The 21,173-nt window shown below is 63.5% G+C and carries 22 protein-coding genes; 13 read left to right on the top strand and 9 right to left on the bottom strand.

Features of this window, described 5'->3' with window-relative positions; translation table 11 throughout:
- Nucleotides 1-8 precede the first annotated feature (8 nt).
- Nucleotides 9-854: an IS5 family transposase gene (locus F6X42_RS24525; protein WP_246530206.1), complete on the top strand. Its 846-nt coding sequence runs from the start codon at nucleotides 9-11 to the stop codon at nucleotides 852-854.
- A 158-nt stretch (nucleotides 855-1,012) separates the two neighbouring features.
- Here F6X42_RS24525 and F6X42_RS24520 read toward each other — a convergent pair whose 3' ends face one another.
- From F6X42_RS24520 to F6X42_RS24500, 5 genes are all read right to left on the bottom strand, one after another.
- Entirely contained in the window at nucleotides 1,013-1,240 is a 228-nt protein-coding gene (locus F6X42_RS24520) for a hypothetical protein (protein WP_187636671.1), read from the bottom strand.
- Nucleotides 1,241-1,413: 173 nt separating this feature from the next.
- Nucleotides 1,414-1,785, bottom strand: coding sequence for a hypothetical protein (locus F6X42_RS24515; RefSeq protein ID WP_187636670.1), 372 nt, complete (start codon nucleotides 1,783-1,785; stop codon nucleotides 1,414-1,416).
- 17 nt (nucleotides 1,786-1,802) lie between these two features.
- A complete protein-coding gene (locus F6X42_RS24510; RefSeq protein ID WP_187636669.1) occupies nucleotides 1,803-2,774 on the bottom strand; it encodes a hypothetical protein in 972 nt (323 codons plus the stop codon).
- 207 nt (nucleotides 2,775-2,981) lie between these two features.
- Nucleotides 2,982-3,305: a rhodanese-like domain-containing protein gene (locus F6X42_RS24505; RefSeq protein WP_187636668.1), complete on the bottom strand. Its 324-nt coding sequence runs from the start codon at nucleotides 3,303-3,305 to the stop codon at nucleotides 2,982-2,984.
- 74 nt (nucleotides 3,306-3,379) lie between these two features.
- A complete protein-coding gene (locus F6X42_RS24500) occupies nucleotides 3,380-4,033 on the bottom strand; it encodes a protein-L-isoaspartate O-methyltransferase family protein (RefSeq protein WP_187636667.1) in 654 nt (217 codons plus the stop codon).
- Nucleotides 4,034-4,320: 287 nt separating this feature from the next.
- Between F6X42_RS24500 and F6X42_RS24495 the strand changes: the two genes are divergently transcribed.
- The 6 genes from F6X42_RS24495 to F6X42_RS24470 all read left to right on the top strand — a co-directional run bounded on the left by F6X42_RS24495 (nucleotide 4,321) and on the right by F6X42_RS24470 (nucleotide 11,330).
- Nucleotides 4,321-5,409 (top strand): LacI family DNA-binding transcriptional regulator, encoded by a 1,089-nt coding sequence (locus F6X42_RS24495; RefSeq protein ID WP_187636666.1) that lies wholly within the window; start codon nucleotides 4,321-4,323, stop codon nucleotides 5,407-5,409.
- A 3-nt stretch (nucleotides 5,410-5,412) separates the two neighbouring features.
- Nucleotides 5,413-6,900 (top strand): sugar ABC transporter ATP-binding protein, encoded by a 1,488-nt coding sequence (locus F6X42_RS24490; protein ID WP_187636665.1) that lies wholly within the window; start codon nucleotides 5,413-5,415, stop codon nucleotides 6,898-6,900.
- Complete coding sequence (locus tag F6X42_RS24485) at nucleotides 6,881-7,894, top strand: ABC transporter permease (protein WP_187636664.1); 1,014 nt, start codon at nucleotides 6,881-6,883, stop codon at nucleotides 7,892-7,894. Before F6X42_RS24490 ends, F6X42_RS24485 begins: the two co-directional genes overlap by 20 nt.
- Nucleotides 7,895-8,042: 148 nt before the next feature.
- Nucleotides 8,043-9,005, top strand: coding sequence for a substrate-binding domain-containing protein (locus tag F6X42_RS24480; protein WP_187636663.1), 963 nt, complete (start codon nucleotides 8,043-8,045; stop codon nucleotides 9,003-9,005).
- 67 nt (nucleotides 9,006-9,072) lie between these two features.
- Nucleotides 9,073-10,122 (top strand): sugar phosphate isomerase/epimerase family protein, encoded by a 1,050-nt coding sequence (locus tag F6X42_RS24475; protein WP_187636662.1) that lies wholly within the window; start codon nucleotides 9,073-9,075, stop codon nucleotides 10,120-10,122.
- Nucleotides 10,123-10,178: 56 nt separating this feature from the next.
- A complete protein-coding gene (locus F6X42_RS24470; RefSeq protein ID WP_187636661.1) occupies nucleotides 10,179-11,330 on the top strand; it encodes a Gfo/Idh/MocA family protein in 1,152 nt (383 codons plus the stop codon).
- Nucleotides 11,331-11,372: 42 nt separating this feature from the next.
- Here F6X42_RS24470 and F6X42_RS24465 read toward each other — a convergent pair whose 3' ends face one another.
- The 4 genes from F6X42_RS24465 to F6X42_RS24450 all read right to left on the bottom strand — a co-directional run bounded on the left by F6X42_RS24465 (nucleotide 11,373) and on the right by F6X42_RS24450 (nucleotide 14,682).
- Nucleotides 11,373-11,633 carry a hypothetical protein gene (locus tag F6X42_RS24465; protein ID WP_027196949.1) on the bottom strand — a complete coding sequence of 87 codons (261 nt, stop codon included), beginning with the start codon at nucleotides 11,631-11,633 and terminating at the stop codon, nucleotides 11,373-11,375.
- Between the two features lie 37 nt (nucleotides 11,634-11,670).
- Nucleotides 11,671-12,435 carry a ParA family protein gene (locus tag F6X42_RS24460; protein WP_187636660.1) on the bottom strand — a complete coding sequence of 255 codons (765 nt, stop codon included), beginning with the start codon at nucleotides 12,433-12,435 and terminating at the stop codon, nucleotides 11,671-11,673.
- Between the two features lie 96 nt (nucleotides 12,436-12,531).
- On the bottom strand, nucleotides 12,532-13,701 hold the full coding sequence (locus F6X42_RS24455; RefSeq protein ID WP_187636659.1) for an ABC transporter substrate-binding protein: 1,170 nt from the start codon (nucleotides 13,699-13,701) through the stop codon (nucleotides 12,532-12,534).
- A gap of 39 nt (nucleotides 13,702-13,740) precedes the next feature.
- Nucleotides 13,741-14,682 carry a CysB family HTH-type transcriptional regulator gene (locus F6X42_RS24450; RefSeq protein WP_187636658.1) on the bottom strand — a complete coding sequence of 314 codons (942 nt, stop codon included), beginning with the start codon at nucleotides 14,680-14,682 and terminating at the stop codon, nucleotides 13,741-13,743.
- A 226-nt stretch (nucleotides 14,683-14,908) separates the two neighbouring features.
- Between F6X42_RS24450 and F6X42_RS24445 the strand changes: the two genes are divergently transcribed.
- The 6 genes from F6X42_RS24445 to cobA all read left to right on the top strand — a co-directional run bounded on the left by F6X42_RS24445 (nucleotide 14,909) and on the right by cobA (nucleotide 21,137).
- Nucleotides 14,909-16,588 carry a nitrite/sulfite reductase gene (locus F6X42_RS24445; RefSeq protein WP_187636657.1) on the top strand — a complete coding sequence of 560 codons (1,680 nt, stop codon included), beginning with the start codon at nucleotides 14,909-14,911 and terminating at the stop codon, nucleotides 16,586-16,588.
- Between the two features lie 22 nt (nucleotides 16,589-16,610).
- The gene (locus tag F6X42_RS24440) at nucleotides 16,611-17,153 is read left to right on the top strand and encodes a DUF934 domain-containing protein (RefSeq protein ID WP_187636656.1); all 543 of its coding nucleotides are present in this window, start codon (nucleotides 16,611-16,613) and stop codon (nucleotides 17,151-17,153) included.
- Nucleotides 17,150-17,896: a phosphoadenylyl-sulfate reductase gene (locus tag F6X42_RS24435; RefSeq protein ID WP_187636655.1), complete on the top strand. Its 747-nt coding sequence runs from the start codon at nucleotides 17,150-17,152 to the stop codon at nucleotides 17,894-17,896. The genes F6X42_RS24440 and F6X42_RS24435 overlap by 4 nt, the downstream gene beginning before the upstream one ends.
- A gap of 101 nt (nucleotides 17,897-17,997) precedes the next feature.
- The gene (gene cysD / locus F6X42_RS24430) at nucleotides 17,998-18,960 is read left to right on the top strand and encodes a sulfate adenylyltransferase subunit CysD (RefSeq protein ID WP_187636654.1); all 963 of its coding nucleotides are present in this window, start codon (nucleotides 17,998-18,000) and stop codon (nucleotides 18,958-18,960) included.
- Nucleotides 18,961-18,985: 25 nt separating this feature from the next.
- Nucleotides 18,986-20,302 (top strand): sulfate adenylyltransferase subunit 1, encoded by a 1,317-nt coding sequence (locus tag F6X42_RS24425; protein ID WP_187636653.1) that lies wholly within the window; start codon nucleotides 18,986-18,988, stop codon nucleotides 20,300-20,302.
- 79 nt (nucleotides 20,303-20,381) lie between these two features.
- On the top strand, nucleotides 20,382-21,137 hold the full coding sequence (gene cobA, locus F6X42_RS24420) for a uroporphyrinogen-III C-methyltransferase (protein WP_187636652.1): 756 nt from the start codon (nucleotides 20,382-20,384) through the stop codon (nucleotides 21,135-21,137).
- Nucleotides 21,138-21,173 lie beyond the last annotated feature (36 nt).

Below are 21,173 nucleotides of genomic sequence, written 5' to 3'. Positions count from 1 at the left end.
ACTTATTCATGGTGGATGGTTTGTTGTTTGCTGGGTTCCGACTTCGACAATCAGATTCTCAGCTAAAACCTCCACCGCCTTCAATCTCCCGCCTCAACTCCCCGTACACCAGAATCGAGCTTAGCTCCAAGGACGCACCGCAGCGGCGCTACGAACTGCGCGAGATGTTCAACGCGTTGCGCTGGATCGTACGCGCGGGTGCACCTTGGCGCTTGTTGCCCAATGATTTTCCACCGTGGGAACTGGTGTACCAGCAAACGCAACGCTGGATTCAGGCCGGCTGTTTCGAGGCCATGGTAAATGACCTGCGTTCGATCATCCGGGTCGCGCAGCAGCGCCGTGGTCAACCCAGCGCAGTCATTCTCGATGGGCGGACCCTGCAGTCGACCTGCGAGAGTGGGCCTCGCGCCGGATACGACGGCTACAAACGCAAACGCGGCAGCAAGGTCCACATGGCGGTTGACACTCTGGGGCAGTTGCTTGCTGTGCATGTCACGCCGGCCAACGAACAGGAACGCGCGCAGGTCGGAGAACTGGCGCGTCAGGTTCAGCAGGCCACAGGCCAGACGGTCAAGGTGGCGTTCGCCGATCAGGGATATACCGGCGAAGAGCCTGCGCAGGCAGCCCTCGACGAAGGAATCGAGCTTCAGGTGATCAAGCTGTCGGAGGCGAAAAAGGGCTTTGTGCTGTTGCCGCGCCGCTGGGTGGTCGAGCGCAGCTTCGGCTGGCTCAATCGCTTCCGCCGACTGGCCAGAGACTACGAACGATTGCCCGAGACCCTAGCTGGTTTGCACTTCGTCGTATTCTCCGTGCTTATGCTTGTCCACTTTGCAGCCCTTAACAAAAGTGCCTAACACCCTCTAATCGTCAAAATTCCTCTCAAACTGTCTGGTCTCACTCACCCAACTGACGCACTGATGATCCACCGGCCATCGGTGTCGGGGTTCCGGTTCTGGACACCATGAAACGTCAATCAGAGACGCTTTTGTAGGCTTGCGACGGACGCGCGAGCTTAGCCAGGAGCAATGATTGAGTCGATCAATTCGGCGCCGCCTTCGATATCTTCGTGCCCAATAAAACGCGACACTTCCATATGCCCATCGCCGAATACATCAATTTCGACGCGCTGGCCGACGACGGTTATGGAAAGAAGCACGCTACCCGGTCGTTGGCGGCTTAAGGCATAGTGAATTTTGGCATCGTCAAGCTTGTCGAGCAGGTCATACAGTGGATGTGGCATGGCTATCGTTCCATTTCTTGGATCGTCCGTCACCCGCGGTCCGTTGGGCAGAACAGATATGTCGGGCCTGTTCATGTTTCGACGATTGGCACGTCCCGGCACGAACAGATAGCTGAGAGAAATGGCACAAAAATGCCGACTTGTGGGGGTCGGGTTTCCGTTTTCCAAGGATCCTAAACCGATGGTTCGGTTTCTACATGAAGGGAATCAAACTCTATAAGCAATTCAGCGCCTAATGTGGCCTCAACAACCGCAATTTTTCTCAACGGCTTCCCTTTTTCCCAAGGGTAGGTGTTGTCCAGCGAGGCTAGCGCCTTCCGGTGCCCGTCCGAATTGAAATCGGTCAGTACCTTGATCGAGTAGATAATGTTCTGTATCAGAAAGTCATTGACCCAACATCGGGTGGCCCCGCTAAACGACAGCCGTACGCGGTCCTTCTTGTTGTCGAACATCAGGCGAAGTTCGACGACCTGTTTGTCCATGTCTGCTGCTATGCCGAGCAGGTACCAGTCGTGAAACGATTCATACTTTTCGATAATTTTCATTTTGGATCATCCATCCATCAGGGGTTCCATGGACTGAAGGGTACAACCAAGTCCCCACCGTCTCTCGCGCCGCCATTCCAGTTATGTGCGTGCGGTTTCATGCCATTATGAAAATGGTCGAAATCTAGGTCTACAACAGGTTTTCCATCATCTCCGAATAGCCGCATTTGACCGCTGCCTGGATTGGTGTGCCACGTACCAGGTTCGCCATAGTTTGGCGTTTTGCCAATGTCGAATGAGTCCCCGTCAGGCATACCCGACCGGTACTCGAACGGCTGCGCGTTACCAAGTAGCGTTGAGGCGTCGCCCGCCGACGTCCCGACCAAGGCGACAGCCACACCGAACAGACCGCCGTCACTGCTGCCGCCAGACATGGCTGCTTGCGCGGCGAACAACCCCGTTTGCCGTGTGGCCGGATCGTACCGGCCGACCGGCATGGGTCCGCCGTTCGTGAGATAGACTGCCCGCGCCGCGAGATTCCCCAGCGGCGTGCCGTGTGACTGCGGAAACAGGTCAGCACGACGCCCTTTAATCGCAAGCAGCGTGCCCCTACGCACCTCGTCGAGAAGCGCACTGATAACCCACCAGCCATCTGTCTCGGGGTTCCGGTCCCGCACGTTATGAAACCACAGCCAGCGATGCTTGATGATGCGCTCGACCAGCCCCCGGTCCTCCCCCCACTTGCGACGGTTCAGTCCGGCAATACCGAGAAATTCCCGCGTTTCTGCTTTGGCCTTCTCGAGGTCGGCTGCCTTGCGCAGGCACGCCTTGTAGTGCCACTCGTCGCAGATGACATAACAAGCACCCGGAGGCCTATGGCAAAACATCTCCACGGAGTGCATCTCGAATACGGACAAGGACATAGGCGTGCCGACGATCCATTTGAAGTCGCTGCCCGGATCGGCAGCGACCAGATGATCACCGTGCGACAGGTTGTCCGTATATGGGCGACTGCCCAAAATTTCCGCCGCTTTCGCCAGCGCGCGCAACAGTCGTCGCGCAGCAGAGACGTACGCGAAGAACCGTAAGTCCCTGCTTAATGATGGGCTGAATGATCACGCCGAAAAAAGCGAACACCCCGCAAGCCGCCGGTCTTGCGGGGTGTTCGTCACCATTTCTGGCGTAGCGCCAATGAAAAGCGGCGCAAGGACCGTCAGCCCTTGCGCCGCTTCAACGTGCTGCCTTCGCGGTGAATTTCAGTAAGTCGGAACGGACGGATCGACCTGACGCGACCACGCGTCGATGCCGCCTTGCAGATTGAACACGCTGGCGTGTCCGCGCGATTCGAGGAACATCGCGACCTGCGCACTACGCGCGCCGTGATGGCAGATGCAGACGATCTGCGCGTCGTCATCGAGCTCTTCACTGCGCGCGGGAATCTCGCGCATCGGAATCGACACGACGCTGGCCATCGACGCCGTTTGCAGTTCCCACGGCTCGCGCACGTCGAGCAGCACGGGTGCGGGGCGCGAGGTATCGGCGAGCCATTCGGCGAGTGCGGGAGCGGTCAGATTTTGCATCAGCAGGACATCCAGTTCAGAGGACGGCGGCTCACTAGGCCCGTCCGGATCAACAATACACCTCGAAGCGCAGCTTAGAACCGGAACCGCGGCGGCTGCACTGCATTGGCGAGCGGCTCGACGTAGATTTCGAATACGTCGGAGATGCGGTATTGCTTCTCGTCGATGCGCGTGATGATTTGCGCCTTCATCACCGGCGCGCTGCCGACGAACGCCGCGAGACGGCCGCCGACCTTCAGCTGTTCGAGAATTTCCTGCGGCAGCACCGGCAAACCGCCCGACCCGCAGATCACGTCGTACGGCGCCGCGCCGCTCCAGCCGCGCGCGGCGTCACCGGTCGCGACTTCGACGTTCAGCACGCCGTTGGCGATCAGGTTGGTCTTCGCGAGTTCGGCCAGTTCCGGTTGGATGTCGACCGTCAGCACATGTTGCGCGCGATGCGCGAGCAGCGCCGCCATGTAACCCGAGCCCGCGCCGATTTCGAGCACGCTTTCGTGCTTCTTCACCGCCAGTTCCTGCAGCACGCGGGCCTCGACGCGCGGCGCCAGCATGTGCTGGCCGGCCGGCAACGGCACTTCGAAGTCGGCGAAAGCGAGGTTGCGGTAAGCGGCGGGGACGAAATTCTCACGTTTGACGATCGACAGCAGATTCAGCACGTCCTGGTCGAGCACTTCCCAGGGGCGGATCTGCTGTTCGATCATGTTGAAACGCGCTTGCTCGATGTTCATGGTGGATTCGGCGGTTTTGGTTTGGCGAGCGGGCGGCGGCTGCCGCTGACGTTTGTCCTGACCCGGCCCCGGCGGATTGCCATGGCCGCGGCTTCGGAGCAAGGCGTTCGCTTGCAAGCCGCGTCAGGGGAACGGCGGGATTGTACCAAATGGCGCACACGCCCCGGACGCTCGCGGGCAAGCGCGAGGCCGGGCGGCCCCCGTGTTAATCCCTAGCGATCCGTCCTTGCGATTCGCATCGCCATCGCCAAAAAATGTAATCGATTACATTCCCGTTGCGAGGCCGTGTGTCCCGAACGCCGTCCCGATCGTCGCCGGCCGTGTTGTCCGGCGCGGGCAGTCAACCTCAACCCCAGTCGCAGACGCCGCCGCCGCGCGCGGCCGAGGGGCCGTCGATTGCCGGCGTCGCCGAACAGGCGGGCGTGTCGGTCGCGACGGTGTCGCGCGTGCTGAACGGCCATCAGAATGTGCGGCCCGCCACGCGCGACAGGGTGCTTGCCGCGATCGACGCAAGCGGCTATCGCGTGAACGAACTCGCGCGCAATCTGCGCACCGCCGAAAGCCGCCTGCTGTTGACGATGGTGCCGGACTTCGGCAATCCGTTTTACGCGGAGATCGTGCGCGGCATCGATAGCGTCGCGCGTCAGCACGGCTATTTCATGCTGCTATGCGACACCGGCGCGGACCCGGGGCGCGAGCGCAGCTACTTCGACATGCTGCGGCGCCGCCGCGCGGACGGCGCGATCTGCCTCGATCCGGCGACGATCCAGCAGGCGCTCGGCGAGGCGTCGCAGGCGCTGCCGTGGGTCGCTTGCTGCGAGTTCGATCCGCAGATGGGCGTACCGTACGTCGGCATCGACAACTACCGCGCGGCGGGCGACGCCGTGCGCCATCTGCTCGCGCGGGGCCACCGGCGCATTGGTCTCATCAATTCCGACGTCGACTATCTGTATGCGCGCCAGCGTCAGCAGGGTTACCTCGACGCATTGAGCGACGCGGGCATCGCGCCCGATCCGCGCTGGCGCATGAATCTGAACAGCCTCGATTACGAAGCGGGTGCTTCGGCCGCAGCTGGGTTGATGCGGCAGTCCGATGCACCGAGCGCGATCTTCGCGGTGTCGGACACGCTCGCGATCGGCGTGATCCACGGCTTGCGCGGGGTCGGCAAGCGCGTGCCCGACGACGTCGCCGTGGCCGGCTTCGACGACATCTCGCTCGCCGCGCAGATCGATCCGCCGCTCACGACTATCGCGCAGCCGATGCGCGAGCTCGGCGAGACCGCCGCGCGTCTGCTGCTGCAACGCCTCGCGAATCCGCAGGCCAACGTGCCGGGCGTGCTGCTGCCGCATCGTCTGGTGATCCGTGGGAGTGCGTGAGCCATGAGCCTCGCGATCCGCTTCGACGACATCCGCAAGGACTTCGGCCCGGTGCGCGTGCTGCACGGCGTGAGCTTCGAGCTGGCGCCCGGCCGCATCTACGGTCTGCTCGGCGAGAACGGCGCGGGCAAGTCGACGCTGATGAAAATCCTCGCCGGTTACGAAACCGCAACATCGGGCAGCGTGCTGGTCGAAGGCCACGCGCAGCGCTTCGCCGGTTCGCGCGACGCCGAGGCGCAGGGCATCGTGCTGATCCACCAGGAGTTCAACCTCGCCGAGCATCTGACGATCGCGCAGAACATGTACCTCGGTCACGAGAAGCGCCGCGGCTGGCTCGTCGACGATGTCGCGATGCGCGGCGACGCCGCGCGCTATCTCGCGCAGGTCGGGCTCGAGCGTGCGCCGGACACGAAGGTGCGCGAACTGATCGTCGCGGAGAAGCAGATGGTCGAGATCGCGAAGGCGCTGTCGCGCCGCGCGCGTCTGTTGATCATGGACGAGCCGACCGCGACGCTGACGCCCGCCGAAACCGAACGGCTGTTCGCGCTCATGCTGAAGCTCAAGGCCGACGGCGTGACGATCGTCTACATCTCGCACAAGCTCGATGAAGTCGAGCGCATCACGGACGAAGTGATCGTGATGCGCGACGGCCGCTTCGTCGCGCGCGGCGAAACCGCGGGGCTCGCGCGTCAGCAGATGGCGAACCTGATGGTCGGGCGCGACGTGTCCGACATGTTCCCCGACAAGCAGACGGTGCCCGCCGACACGCCGATCGCGTTGCGCGTGAGTGGCCTCACGGTGCCCGACTGGGTCGAGGGTCTGAGCTTCGAGGTGCGCACGGGCGAAGTGCTCGGCTTCGCGGGGCTCGTCGGCGCGGGGCGCACTGAGGCGTTCGAGGCGATCATCGGCTTGCGCAAACGCACCGGCGGCAGCATTGAAATCGCGGGCCGGCCAGTCGATCTGAAGAGTCCGCGCGACGCGATGCGCCACGGTCTCACGTATCTGAGCGAGGACCGCAAGGGCAAAGGCCTGCACATCGACCTGAGCCTGCAGGACAACGTCACGCTGATGACGCTCGAACGCTACGCGCATCCGCTGCTCGACATCAAAGCGGGACGCGCGACTTTGCAGAAGGCCGTCCGCGAATTCGGCATTCGCACCGGCGAACTGTCGAGCCGCGCGCGCATGCTGTCGGGAGGCAACCAGCAGAAGCTCGCCCTCGCGAAGTTCCTGCAGCCCGACCCGAACGTGATCGTGCTCGACGAGCCGACGCGCGGCGTCGACGTCGGCGCGAAACGCGACATCTACTTCCTGATTCATCGTCTTGCCGCGCAGGGCCGCGCGGTGATCGTCATCTCATCCGAACTGATCGAGCTGATCGGCTTATGCCATCGCGTCGCCGTAATGCGCGCGGGACGCCTGCAAGCGACGCTGACGCTCGAGCATCTGACCGAAGAGGAGTTGATCGCTCATGCGACCGGCACCCACTGAAGCCGTGCAGTCACGTCGCGCGCTGCGCGTCGCGCAGCGGCTCTACACGCTCGGGCCGCTTGCCGGGCTGGTCGTGCTGTGCATCGTCGGCACGCTGCTCAATCGCGACTTCGCGACGCTCGGCAACCTGATGAACGTGCTCACGCGCACGTCGTTCATCGGCATCATCGCGGTCGGCATGACCTTCGTGATCATCTCGGGCGGCATCGATCTGTCGGTCGGCTCGATGGCCGCGTTGATCGCGGGCACCATGATCTGGCTGATGAACGGGTTCGCGGCTGGTGCGGCCGGTCATGCGTTGCCGCCGCTCGTGGTCGTGACGATCGGCATCGTCGCGGCGCTCGTGCTCGGTGCGCTGTTCGGCTGCGCGCATGGGCTGCTGATCACTAAAGGGCGCATCGAGCCGTTCATCGTCACGCTCGGCACGCTCGGGATTTTTCGCGCGGTGCTGACATGGCTCGCCGATGGCGGCGCGCTGACGCTCAATGATTCGCTATCCGATCTCTACGGTCCCGTCTATTACGCGAGCCTGTTCGGCGTGCCGGTGCCGATCTGGGTGTTTCTCGTGGTCGCGGCGGGCGGCGCGCTGATCCTCAATCGCACCGCGTTCGGCCGGCACGTGCAGGCGATCGGCTCGAACGAACAGGTCGCGCGGTATGCGGCGATTCGCGTCGATACGGTGAAGATCGTCACGTATGTGCTGCTCGGGATTTGCGTGGGCGTGGCCACGATGCTCTACGTGCCGCGCCTCGGCTCCGCCACGCCGACCACGGGACTGTTGTGGGAGCTCGAAGCGATCGCGTCGGTGGTGGTCGGCGGCACCGCGCTGAAGGGCGGCGAGGGACGCGTGATCGGCACCGTGATCGGCGCGATCCTGCTGTCGGTGATCGCGAACATCCTGAACCTGACCAGCATCATCAGCGTGTATCTGAACGCGGCGGTGCAGGGCGTGGTGATTATTTTCGTCGCGTTCGTGCAGCGTGGGCGGCGCTAGCCGCGCGCTTCCAGGCGGCGCGAGCGCAGTGAAAAAAGCGCGGTGAACAAATCGCAGCAAAGCAGGCACAGTAAAGCAGGCGCGGTAAACCAACGGCAGGTCCGAAAAATCGGGGCGAGCGAACGCCTCATGATTGGAGACACACACCATGAAGCAAGTCATTCGAGCGATCGGCGCCGGCGTGCTGGCGTTGGGGATACTGGGCACGAGCGGCGCGGCGCACGCCGACGACAAGGTCACGCTGGGCGTCGCGATTCCGACGGCCGATCACGGCTTCACCGGCGGCATCGTCTGGTGGGCGAACAAGGCGAAGGCGGATCTCGAGAAGGCGCATCCCGATCTGAAAGTGATCGTGAAAACGGCCGCCAACGCGCCCGAGCAGGCGAACCAGTTGCAGGATCTCGTGACGGTCAACAAGATCAACGCGCTCGTGATCTTCCCGTACGAATCGGCGACGCTGACACAGCCGGTCGAGCAGGTGAAGAAGAAAGGCGTCTACGTGACGGTGGTCGATCGCGGCCTGACGAACACGAGCGCGCAGGACGCCTACGTGGCCGGCGACAACACCGCGTTCGGCAAGATTCCGGCCGAGTACCTGGCGAAGGCACTTGATGGCAAGGGCAACGTCGTCGCGCTGCGCGGCATTCCGACCACGCTCGACAACGAGCGCTGGACCGCCTTCACCGGCGTGATGAAAAACTATCCGGACATCAAGATCCTCGACGCGAAGTACGCGAACTGGAATCGCGACGACGCGTTCAAGGTGATGCAGGACTACCTGACGCGCTTCAAGCACATCGACGCCGTGTGGGCCGCCGACGACGACATGGCGGTCGGCGTGTTGAAGGCGATCGATCAGGCGAAGCGCAACGACATCAAGATCGTGTTCGGCGGCGCGGGCTCGAAGGGCATGGTGAAGAACGTGATGGACGGCGCGCCGATGATCAAGGCCGACGTGTCGTACTCGCCGAAATTCATCTACGACGCGATCAAGCTGACGGCCGAAGCGCGGCTGAAGGGCGACAAGCTGCCGGCCACCACGATCATTCCGTCGGTGCTGATCACGAAGGAAAACGCCCAGCAGTTCTATTTCCCCGACTCGCCGTTCTGAGCGGCGCGCCGAGCATCGTCTAGCACGCGCGGGCGCGGCCCGCGCGCAAAGTTCGAGGAACCGTACGATGAAAACCATCAAAGGGCCGGCGATTTTTCTCGCGCAGTTCATGGGCGACGACGTGCCGTTCGACAACCTCGCGCATCTCGCGGATTGGGCCGCGGGTCTCGGCTTCAAGGGCATCCAGGTGCCGTGCGACCCGCGCCTGATCGATCTCGACAAGGCGGCCGCGAGCGACGCGTATTGCGACGAACTGCGCGAGACCGTCGACAAATCGGGCGTCGCGATCACCGAACTATCGACCCATCTGCAAGGGCAACTGGTCGCCGTGCATCCGGCTTACGACACGCTGTTCGACGGCTTCGCCGCGCCGCAGGTGCGCGGCAATCCGGCGGCGCGCACCGAATGGGCGATCGCGCAGATGAAGCTCGCGGCGCAGGCGTCGCGTCGTTTGGGCTTGAGCACGCACGTGTCGTTTTCGGGCGCGCTCGCGTGGCCGTATCTGTACCCGTGGCCGCAGCGGCCGGCCGGTCTCGTCGAAGCCGCGTTCGAAGAGCTCGCGCGCCGCTGGACGCCGATTCTCGATGCGTTCGACGCGGCCGGCGTCGACGTCTGCTACGAACTGCATCCGGGCGAAGACCTGCACGACGGCGTGACGTTCGAGCGTTTTCTCGCAGCGGTCAAACAGCATCCGCGCGCGAACATCCTGTACGACCCGAGCCACTTCGTGCTGCAACAGCTCGACTATCTCGCGTTCATCGACATCTATCACGAGCGCATCAAGGCGTTTCATGTGAAGGACGCGGAGTTTCGTCCGACCGGCAAGCAGGGCGTGTACGGCGGCTATAGCGGCTGGGTCGAGCGCGCGGGGCGCTTTCGCTCGCTCGGCGATGGGCAGATCGACTTCGGCGCGATCTTCTCGAAGATGGCGCAGTTCGATTTTCCGGGCTGGGCCGTGCTCGAATGGGAATGCGCGTTGAAGCATCCGCACGACGGCGCGCGCGAAGGCGCCGAGTTCATCCGCCGGCACATCATCCGCGTGGCCGAGCATGCATTCGATGACTTCGCCGGCAGCGGTGTCGATACCGCGCAGCTAAAGAGCGTGCTGGGCATCTGACCGATGGGCGGTACCTGTCGGTGCAACGGACGACGCAAAAGAGGGGAGCGCAAGCGATGCAGCGAAGAAGGCTCAGGCTGGGCATGGTCGGCGGCGGGCAGGGCGCGTTCATCGGCGCGGTGCATCGGATCGCGGCGCGGCTCGACGATCGTTTCGAACTGGTGGCGGGCGCGTTGTCGTCCGATCCCGAGCGCGCGCGGGCGAGCGCGCTCGAAGCGGGCGTCGCGCGCAGCTACGCGGACTGGCGCGAGATGGCGCGCGCCGAGGCCGCGCGCGACGACGGCATCGACGCGGTCGCGATCGTCACGCCAAACCATCTGCATGCGCCGGTCGCGACGGCGTTTCTCGAAGCGCAGATCCACGTGATCTGCGACAAGCCGCTCGCGGTTTCGCTCGCTGAAGGCGAAGCGCTCGCGAAGCTTGCGCAGTCAAAAAAGCGGCTGTTTGCGTTGACGCATACCTATTCGGGCTACCCGCTGGTGCGGCATGCGCGCGAGCTGGTCGAACATGGCGAGCTGGGCGAGATACGCGTCGTGCAGGTCGAGTATGCGCAGGACTGGCTCGCCGAGCCGGTCGAAACCGGCGGCGCGAACAAGCAGGCGGGCTGGCGTACCGATCCGGCGCTGGCTGGTCCGGCCGGGTGCCTCGGCGATATCGGCACGCACGCGTATCAGCTGGCCGCTTTCGTGACGGGAATGACGCCGCGGGCGCTGTGCGCGGAGTTGCACACGTTCGTGCCGGGACGTCGTATCGACGATCACGTGCAGGCGATGCTGCGTTATGCGAACGGCGCGCGCGGCATGTTGTGGGCGAGCCAGGTGGCGAGCGGCGCGGAAAACGCGCTGCGCTTGCGCGTGTATGGCACGAAGGCGGGACTCGCGTTCGATCAGGAGGAGCCGAACGCGTTGTGGTTCACGCCGTTGGGCGGTGCTGCCGAGCGCTTGACACGCGCTCGTGTGAAAAGTCCGGTTGCCGCGCATGCGACGCGCGTGCCGGCCGGGCATCCGGAAGGCTATCTGGAAGCGTTCGCGCAGTTGTACAAGGATGCGGCATTGCAGATCGATGCGCTGAACGAAGGTCGCGCGCTGCCGCCGGAAAGCCTGTTGTTGACGACGGTCGATGATGGCGTCGACGGTTTGCGGTTTATCGAGGCGGTGCTGAAAAGCAGTGCGGCGGATGGACGGTGGGTGGAGATCGCAAGGGCGTGAAGCGTTGAACTGAAGCGCAAGGCCGGCGAAGCTGCCGAAGCGTCAACCGCCCTTGCTTTTCTTGATCTGCGCTTCGAATGCGATATCGAACTTGCTGGCCTTGCGCGGTTTCTGCGGGCCATAGGCATCGACGAACTTGACGAAGTCGTCGAGTGTCAGCGGGTCGGACACTTTCTTGTCGACCCCGCCCGATTTGTCGACCAGATAGAACAGGCCGCCGGACAGACTGATCGCGGCGAAGCGCGGGTTGCCGGTACGCGTTTTCAGGCGCTCGACGGCGTGAATGGCTCGGGTAGTGCGCATGATGGGGCCGCGGGTGCTGATTGGGTAGAGCGCTACTTTAGCAGTTCAACTCCCGATGCAACGCCCGATACTCCTGCGCCAGCTTATGCCCCGGATCGAGATGAATGACGGGTGTCGCCAGCTGATGCGATTCACGGATCTTCACCGACGATGACAAGCGCGACCCCAGCACCGGCAACCCTTCGCCGATCAGTTCGTCGACGAGCTTCTGCGGCAGGCTCGCGCGAGGCTGGAACTGGTTGATGACGATGCCTTCCACCTCCAGCGCGGCGTTGTGATCCTGCTGGATCTCCTTGACGTTTTCGAGCAGCGTATAGAGCGCGCGACGCGAAAAGTCGTCGCAGTCGAACGGAATCAGGCAACGCTCGACGGCGATCAGCGCCGAGCGCGTGTAGAAGTTCAGAGCGGGCGGCGTGTCGATGTAAATCGCGTCGTACATGTCGAGCTCGTTCAGCGCGTCGCGCAGCTTATAGATCTTGTAGCGCGATTCGAGCTTGCCGTGCAGCGTGTCGAGGTCGGGATGGGCGGGCATCACGTCGAGATTCTCGAAGCGCGTCGGATGGACGAACGAGGTGGCTTCCACAGGCCTGAAGCTGAAGCCGAGCGCTGTTTCGAAGAAGCCGGCGACGGTGGGGTTGACCTCGCTCGCCTGCGCGCCGAGCAGGTACTGGGTCGAATTCGCCTGGGCGTCGAGGTCGATCACCAGCGTGCGCAATCCTTCGCTCGCGCTGATGGCCGCCAGGTTGCAGACGATGGTCGATTTGCCGACGCCACCTTTCTGATTGAATACAACGCGCCGCATGATCTCCCCTTGAACGGAAGCGATTACAAAGCGCCCAGCATACCTGAGTCGGGTGACGGCAAAGATTTTGACGGGTCGCGAGGCTCCGATGCAAGATTACTGGCTCAGATAGACAAACTTGCCATTCTTGATGGTGCCCATCACGCTCGCCCGCTGATCGAGACCGACGTGATCTTTCGGGCTCGTATTGACGACGCCGTTCGGCACCACCAGTTCATGCGCGTGCTCGAGTTCGTCGCGCAACGCGACGCGAAACGCCGGCGTGCCCGGCTGGGCGATCTTCAACGCGCGCGCGACGGCGTCCTGCAGGCGCGGGTATACGCCGGCCGCGTCGCCCGCGAACTGCGTGACGCTGCCGGGACCGTACTTCGCCTCGTACGCGTCGACGAATGCGAGCGCCGCCTTCTTCGACGGATGATCGGCGGGCAGCGTGCGCGCGACGACGACCGGCTGCGTCGGGAACAGCGTGCCTTCCACGTCTTTGCCGCCGAGCCTGATGAACTCCGGCGTCGCAATGCCGTGCGTCTGATAGATCGGCCCCTTGTAGCCGCGCTCGATCAGCGTGCGCTGCGGCAGCACCGTCGGCGTGCCCGCGCCGGCGATCAGGATCGCGTCGGGTCTGGCGGCCATCAGCTTCAGGATCTGGCCGGTCACGCTGGCGTCGGTGCGGTTGTAGCGCTCGGTGGCGACGAGCTGGATATGGCGCAGCGCCGCGAACTTGCTGAACTCGTTGAGCCAGCTTTCGCCATAGCCATCCGCGAAGCCGATGAAGCCGACCGTCTTCACGTTGTGGTTCGACATGTAGCGCGTCATCACATCGGCCATCGCGCGATCGGTCTGCGCCATCTTGTAGGCCCAGATTTTTTTGCCTTCCTGCGGCTCGACGACGCTTGCCGAGCCGATCAGCGTGATCATCGGCGTCTGGCTCCCGGCGACCGGATCGAGCGCGGCCATCGCGGCGGGCGTGATGTTCGGGCCGACGATCACGTCGACGTGGTCTTCGTTGATCAGCTTGCGGATGTTGCGCACCGCGTTGCCGGGGTCGGACGCGTCGTCGAGGAAGATGTAGTCGGCTTTCTGGCCGGCGATCGTCTGCGGCCACATCAGCATCGCGTTCTTGCTCGTGATGCCGATGACGGCGGCCGGCCCCGTATTCGACAGATCGACGCCGACTTTCAGGTCGGCGTGCGCCGCGCTGGCGACGAGCAGCGCCGCGGCCGCGAGGCCGCGCAGGGTGTTGCGTACTTTATTGTTATGCAACTTCATCGGAAGGTCTCCGTAGCGAGAGAGCGGTATGGAAGCGGTTCAAAGTTCGTAGGTTTCGTGTTCGCCCTTCAGCGCCTGCTCGATCAGCTTGCGGTTCAGGCTCGGCGACAGCAGCTCGACGAGCGTGTACACGTAGCTGCGCAGATACGCCCCCTGTTTCAGTGCGACGCGCGTCACGTTGCTGCCGAACAGATGGCCGACCGGCATCGCGCGCAATTGGCGGTCGCGCTCGGCGTTGAACGCGATGTCGGCCATGATGCCGACGCCGAGACCCAGCTCGACATAAGTCTTGATCACGTCGGCGTCGATCGCCTCGAGCACGATGTCCGGATGCAGACCGCGCAGGCGGAACGCCTCGTTGATCTTGGTGCGGCCGGCGAACGCGTTGTCGTAGGTGATCAGCGGGTACTGGGTCAGGTCGTCGATTGACAGCAGCTTGCGCTCGAGCAGCGGATGGTCCGGCTGCATCACCGCGACGTGGTGCCACTGGAAGCAGGGCAGCGACACCAGATCCTTGTAGTTCGAGATCGCCTCGGTTGCGATCGCGAGGTCGGCCTGGTCGTGCAGCACCATTTCGGCGACCTGGGTCGGGCTGCCTTGCAGAATTGAAAGGTGGACCTTCGGAAAGCGCTTCTTGAACTCGGCGATCGCCGCGGGCAGCGAGTAGCGCGCCTGCGTGTGGGTCGCGGCGATCGTCAGGTTGCCCTGATCCTGCGCCGCGAAGTCCTTGCCGACCCGCTTCAGGCTTTCCACTTCCTGCAGGATTTTTTCGACCGACTCCAATATGATGCGGCCCGGCTCCGTGAGTGAGCGCACGCGCTTGCCGTGGCGGGTGAAGATTTCGACGCCGAGTTCGTCCTCCAGCTCGATGATCGCCTTCGAGACGCCCGGCTGGCTCGTATACAGCGCCTTGGCGGCTTCGGTGAGGTTGAAGTTCTGCCGCACAGCCTCGCGAACGAAGCGGAATTGGTGCAGATTCATATATAACCTCGCCGCATATAAAAAGAATTTTTTAGTCGTTTGAAATATAAGGCGAGTTTATTACGATCTGTCCATCTTTTTCAATATGGATATCTGTATTTGTTATAAGCAAATGAGCTATGGGTCTAAACGCTTGCTTGCGACAGCTGACAAACACGGATATTCAAGCCGCGGCGGTACCGGACCGCCGTGTGTCAAGCAAGTTTCGAAAAATTGGGGTCCCCGAATGTACCAATACGATCAGTACGACCAGACCATCGTCGATGAACGGGTCGCGCAGTACGCCGATCAGGTTCGCCGCCGCTTGTCGGGCGAATTGAGCGAAGAGGAATTCCGTCCGCTGCGTCTGCAGAACGGCCTGTACTATCAGCGCCACGCGTACATGCACCGCATCGCGATTCCGTACGGCAACTTGCGCAGCGACCAGATGCGCGTGCTCGCGCAGATCGCGCGTGAACACGACCGCGGCTACGGCCATTTCTCGACGCGTTCGAACATCCAGTACAACTGGATCAAGCTCGAAGAAACGCCGGAGATTCTGCGCAAGCTCGCGTCGGTGCAGATGCACGGCATTCAGACCTCGGGCAACTGCATTCGCAACATCACCGCGGATCAATTCGCCGGCGTTGCGCCCGACGAAGTGGTCGATCCGCGTCCGTGGGCCGAAATCCTGCGTCAATGGTCGACGTTCCACCCCGAATTCGCGTGGCTGCCGCGCAAGTTCAAGATCGCCGTGTCGGGTTCGAAGGAAGACCGCGCGGCTGTGCAGATCCACGACATGGGCGTGTATCTGCGCAGGAACGAACAGGGCGAACTGGTGGCCGACATCCTCGCGGGTGGCGGTCTGGGCCGCACGCCGATCGTCGGCGCGGTGATCCGCCGCGATCTGCCGTGGCAGCACCTGCTGACCTATAGCGAAGCCGTGTTGCGTGTGTACAACCGCTACGGCCGCCGCGACAACATGTACAAGGCGCGTATCAAGATTCTGGTGAAGGCGCTGTCGCCGGAGAAGTTCGCCGCGCAGGTCGAAGAAGAGTGGCAGCACCTGAAGGACGGCCCGTCGACGCTCACGCAGGCCGAAGTCGATCGCGTGACGCAATACTTCGCGCCGCCCGCTTACGACAAACTGCCGGACACCGACACGTCGTTCGAAAAACATCTGCTCGAAAACCGTGCGTTCGCGCGCTGGGTCGAGCGTAACGTGCGTCCGCACAAGGTGGCGGGCTACGCGTCGGTCACGCTGTCGCTGAAGCCGACCACGGTCGCGCCGGGCGACGCGACCGATGTGCAGATGGAAGCGGTCGCCGACTGGGCCGACGAGTACTCGTTCGGCAAGGTTCGCGTGTCGCACGAACAGAACCTGATCCTCGCCGACGTCAAGAAGCGCGACCTGTTCGCGCTGTGGGAAAAGGCCAAGGCGCAGGGTTTCGCGACGCCGAACATCGGCCTGTTGACCGACATCATCTCGTGCCCGGGCGGTGACTTCTGCTCGCTCGCGAATGCGAAGTCGATTCCGATCGCGCTCGCGATCCAGGAACGCTTCAACGACCTCGACTACGTGTACGACCTCGGCGACGTGTCGCTGAACATCTCGGGCTGCATCAACGCGTGCGGTCACCATCACGTCGGCAACATCGGCATTCTGGGCGTCGACAAGGACGGCTCCGAGTGGTACCAGGTGACGCTCGGCGGCGAGCAGGGCACGGGAGCGACCGGCGCTCACCTTGGCCGTGTGATCGGCCCGTCGTTCTCGGCCGAGGAAATGCCCGACGTGATGACGAAGGTGATCGATACGTTCGTGGAAAACCGCCACGAAGGCGAACGTTTCATCGATACGTACACCCGCATCGGCATCGCGCCGTTCAAGGAGCGCGTGTACGCCGCGCGTCAACCGGCTCACGCGTAACCGCGAAAAGGATACTGAACAGATGGCTTCTATCATCAAGAACCGCGCGATCGTCAACGACGACTGGAGCGTCGTGCGTCCCGCGGAAGATGGCGCTTTGCCCGCGGTGAGCGAACTGCCGGCCGGCAAGGTGATCGTGCCGCTGGCGCTGTGGCAGGCCGAGCGCGACGCGCTCGTCGCCGCGCGTCAAGCCGCCGACATCGGCGTGTGGCTCGCGCCGGATAACGAACCGGCGGACATCGTCAGCGACTTCGACAAGCTCGCGCTGATCGCCGTGGACTTCCCGGTGTTCCGCGACGGCCGCGGCTACAGCATCGGCCGTTTGCTGCGCGAGCGCTATGGCTACACCGGCGAACTGCGCGCGATCGGCGACGTGCTGCGCGACCAGATCACCTTCATGTTCCGCTGCGGCTTCGACGCGTATGCACTGCGCGCCGACAAGGACATCAACGACGCGTTGAAAGCGTTCGACGACTTCAGCGTGCAGTACCAGGGCGCCGTGGACACGTCGCCGCTATTCCGCCGCCGTGCGACGCAGACTGGCGCCGCCAAGGTGCCGGCATGAGCGCCGCCCAATCGTTGAGCCCGGAGTTCGCAGCGAAGGTCGAGCGTCTCGACGCGCTGCTCGACTCGATCGCTGCGCGTCACGCGAACGTCAAGCTCGCGAGCAGCCTCGCGGCCGAAGACATGCTGCTCACGCACGCGATCCTGTCGCGCGGCGTGCAGATCGGCGTCTTCTCGCTGAACACGGGGCGTCTGCATGCGGAAACGCTGGGCATGCTGGATCGCGTGAAAGAGCGCTACGGCTACGACATCGAGCAGTTCCATCCGCAGGCGGCCGCGGTCGAGCAATATGTGAGCGAGCACGGCCTGAACGCATTCTATGAAAGCGTCGAGCTGCGCAAGCGCTGCTGCGAGATCCGCAAGGTCGAACCGCTCAATCGCGCGCTCGCCGACGTCAGCGCCTGGGTGACCGGGCAGCGTCGCGAGCAGTCGGTCACGCGTACCGAGCTGCACGAGGAAGAGCACGACGGCGCGCGCAACATCGCCAAGTTCAATCCGCTCGCGGACTGGACCGAAGCCGAAGTCTGGGATTATCTTAAAGCGTTCGATGTGCCGGTCAATCCGCTGCATGCGCGCGGTTATCCGAGTATCGGCTGCGAGCCTTGTACGCGCGCGATCCGCCCAGGCGAAGACAGCCGGGCGGGGCGCTGGTGGTGGGAGTCGCGCGATACGAAGGAATGCGGCTTGCATATCACGGCGATTACTCCGATTGCGGTCGAGCGCAACGAAAACGCGTCGGCCTGAGCGCCGCGTACCGAGCTTGCGGCGCACTACCGCCGAAACCGATCTGAATACTTTCGCCCGTGCGAGAAGCGCTTGCCGGGCGAACCAACGAAGGACCCGCTATGAGCACCACGCTCGATTCCACTGTCAACGCTCCGCTTGCCAACACGGTCAACCGGATGGATCACCTCGATTGGCTCGAGGCCGAGTCGATTCACATCCTGCGCGAACTGGTCGCCGAATGCAGCAAGCCGGCGCTGCTGTTTTCGGGCGGCAAGGATTCCGTCGTGGTGCTCGCGCTCGCACTGAAGGCGTTCGGCCTCGGTGCGAACCGCAAGACGCAGCTACCGTTCCCGCTCGTGCATATCGACACGGGCCACAATTACGACGAAGTGATCGACTTCCGCGATCGTCGCGCGCAACAGATCGGCGCGGAACTGGTGGTCGGCCACGTTGAAGATTCGATCAAGCGCGGCACCGTGCGTCTGCGTCGCGAAACGGATTCGCGCAATGCCGCGCAAGCGGTCACGCTGCTCGAGACGATCGAGCAATACGGCTACACGGCGATGATCGGCGGCGCGCGCCGAGACGAAGAAAAGGCCCGCGCGAAAGAGCGTATCTTCTCGTTCCGCGACGAATTCGGCCAGTGGGACCCGAAGGCCCAGCGCCCGGAACTGTGGAGCCTCTACAACGCTCGTCTGCACAAGGGCGAACACATGCGCGTATTCCCGATCTCGAACTGGACTGAGCTAGACGTGTGGCAGTACATCGCGCGTGAACAGCTCGAACTGCCGTCGATCTACTACGCGCACCAGCGCGAGATCGTGCGCCGCAACGGCCTGCTCGTGCCGGTCACGCCGCTCACGCCGATGCGCGAAGGCGAGACGAGCGAACAGACGCTCGTGCGCTTCCGCACGGTCGGCGACATCAGCTGCACGTGCCCGGTCGAAAGCGACGCGGACGACATCGAGAAAATCATCGCCGAAACGGCCGTCACTGAAATCACGGAACGCGGCGCGACGCGGATGGACGATCAGGTGTCGGAAGCGGCGATGGAGCAGCGCAAAAAGCAGGGTTATTTCTAAGCACGACAGAGGGACAAGGAAAATCATGAGCAGTATTCATCAACCAGAAGACCTCGGCGTGCTGCGTTTCATCACCGCGGGCAGCGTCGACGACGGCAAGAGCACGCTGATCGGCCGCCTGTTGTACGACAGCAAGGCCGTATTGAGCGACCAGCTGTCGGCGCTGTCGCGCGCGAAAAACAAGCGCACGGTCGGCGACGAAATCGATCTGTCGCTGCTGACAGACGGCCTCGAAGCCGAGCGCGAGCAGGGCATCACGATCGACGTCGCGTACCGCTACTTCGCGACCGCGAAGCGCAAGTTCATCATCGCCGATACGCCGGGCCACGAGCAGTACACGCGCAACATGGTGACGGGTGCGTCGACCGCGCATGCCGCGATCATCCTCGTCGACGCGACGCGCGTGACGTTCGAAAACGGCGTCGCGCAACTGCTGCCTCAAACCAAGCGTCATAGCGCGATCGTCAAGCTGCTCGGTCTGCAGCACGCGATCGTCGCGATCAACAAGATGGACCTCGTCGACTACAGCGAAGCACGCTTCAACGAGATCCGCGACGCGTACGTCGAGCTCGCGCGTCACCTCGGTCTGCAGGATGTGCGCTTTGTGCCGGTGTCGGCGCTGAAGGGCGACAACATCGTCACGGCGAGCGAGCGCATGCCGTGGTACGCAGGCGAGCCGCTGCTCGACGTGCTCGAAGCGCTGCCGGTCGAAACCGCGAGCGGCGAGGCGCTGCGCTTCCCGGTGCAGTGGGTTGCGCGTCAGGACGGCAGTCAGGCCGACGATTTCCGCGGCTACATGGGCCGTGTTGAATCGGGTGAAGTGAAGCTCGGCGACACGATCGTCGTGCTGCCCGCCAATCGCGAGGCGACCGTCGCCGAGATCATCGCGCCGGTGGTTGGCGGCACCGCCCAGGTGGACCGCGCGTTCGCCGGTCAGACGGTGACGATCCGTCTTGCGGAAGATGTCGACGTGTCGCGCGGCGACACCTTCGTGCTGCGCGAAGCGGCACCGGAACCGGCGAAGAAGCTCGAAGCGGACCTGTGCTGGTTCGACGACACGCCGCTGTCGACGCAGCGAAAGTATCTGCTGAAGCAGACCACCAGTACGGTGTTTGCGAAGATCGGCGCGATCAAGGAAGTGCTCGACGTGCATACGCTGTCGCAGGCGACCGATCGCAACGAACTGGCGATGAACGACATCGGTCGTGTCGCGTTGACGCTGCAGAAGCCGCTCGTGTGCGACGCGTACGACTCGCATCAGGGTACCGGTGCGTTCGTGCTGATCGACGAGGCGACGAACCACACGGTCGCGGCCGGCATGATCCGGGCGTTTTCCGCCTGAGCACGACATAAGCAAGGCAAGGGCGACGCAGGCGGCGCAACGCGCGGCCGCGTACGCTCCAATGAACAGGTTGATGCCAATGGGTAAGGTTTATCTGATCGGCGCGGGACCCGGTGCCGCGGACCTGATTACGGTACGCGGCGCGCGGCTGCTCGGCGCCGCCGACGTCGTGCTGCACGACGCGCTGGTCGAGCCGGCGATGCTCGACTACGCGCCCACGCGCGCGAAGCGCATTGCGGTCGGCAAGCGCTGCGGCCAGCTATCGACGGCCCAGCAGTTCATCAACAAGCAGATCGTCGATGCGGCTTTGGAGCACGACGTGGTCGTGCGTTTGAAAGGCGGCGATCCGATGCTGTTCGGCCGCGCCGACGAAGAGATGCGCGCGCTCGAAGCCGCGGGCATCGAGTATGAGGTCGTGCCGGGCATCACCGCCGCGCTGGCGAGCGCGGCAACGCTGAAGCGTTCGCTGACGCTGCGCGGCGTGTCGCGCAGCGTCGCGCTGGCGACGTTTAGCCGCGCGCCTGGTTCCGATGAGATCCGCGAGCAGGTCAACGCCGATTCGCTAGTGTTCTACATGGGGCGCGACAGCGGCGTCGAAATCGCGCAGCAACTGATCGACGCCGGCAAGCCCGCGACGACGCCCGTGGCGATCGTCGAGGCGTGCAGCACGCCGCGCGAACGCATGCTGACGTTGACGCTGGAAGATCTTGCGGCCGGCGAAGCGCAGCGCTGGGTCGATGCGTCGCAGCCGAGTCTGTTGATGATCGGCGAGGCGTTCGCAGAGCGGCAGATCGACGCGAAGTGCCCGTCGAGTGGGATGCTGGTCGCGGCCTGAATTTTCCCGGCAGGGCCGGCCTGGCAGCGGCGAATG

This window comes from Paraburkholderia podalyriae (assembly GCF_014397785.1).
Classification (GTDB): Bacteria; Pseudomonadota; Gammaproteobacteria; order Burkholderiales; family Burkholderiaceae; genus Paraburkholderia; species Paraburkholderia podalyriae.
The sequence above is the reverse complement of the archived record's forward strand: the minus strand, read 5'-3'. Positions and strand labels throughout refer to the sequence as shown.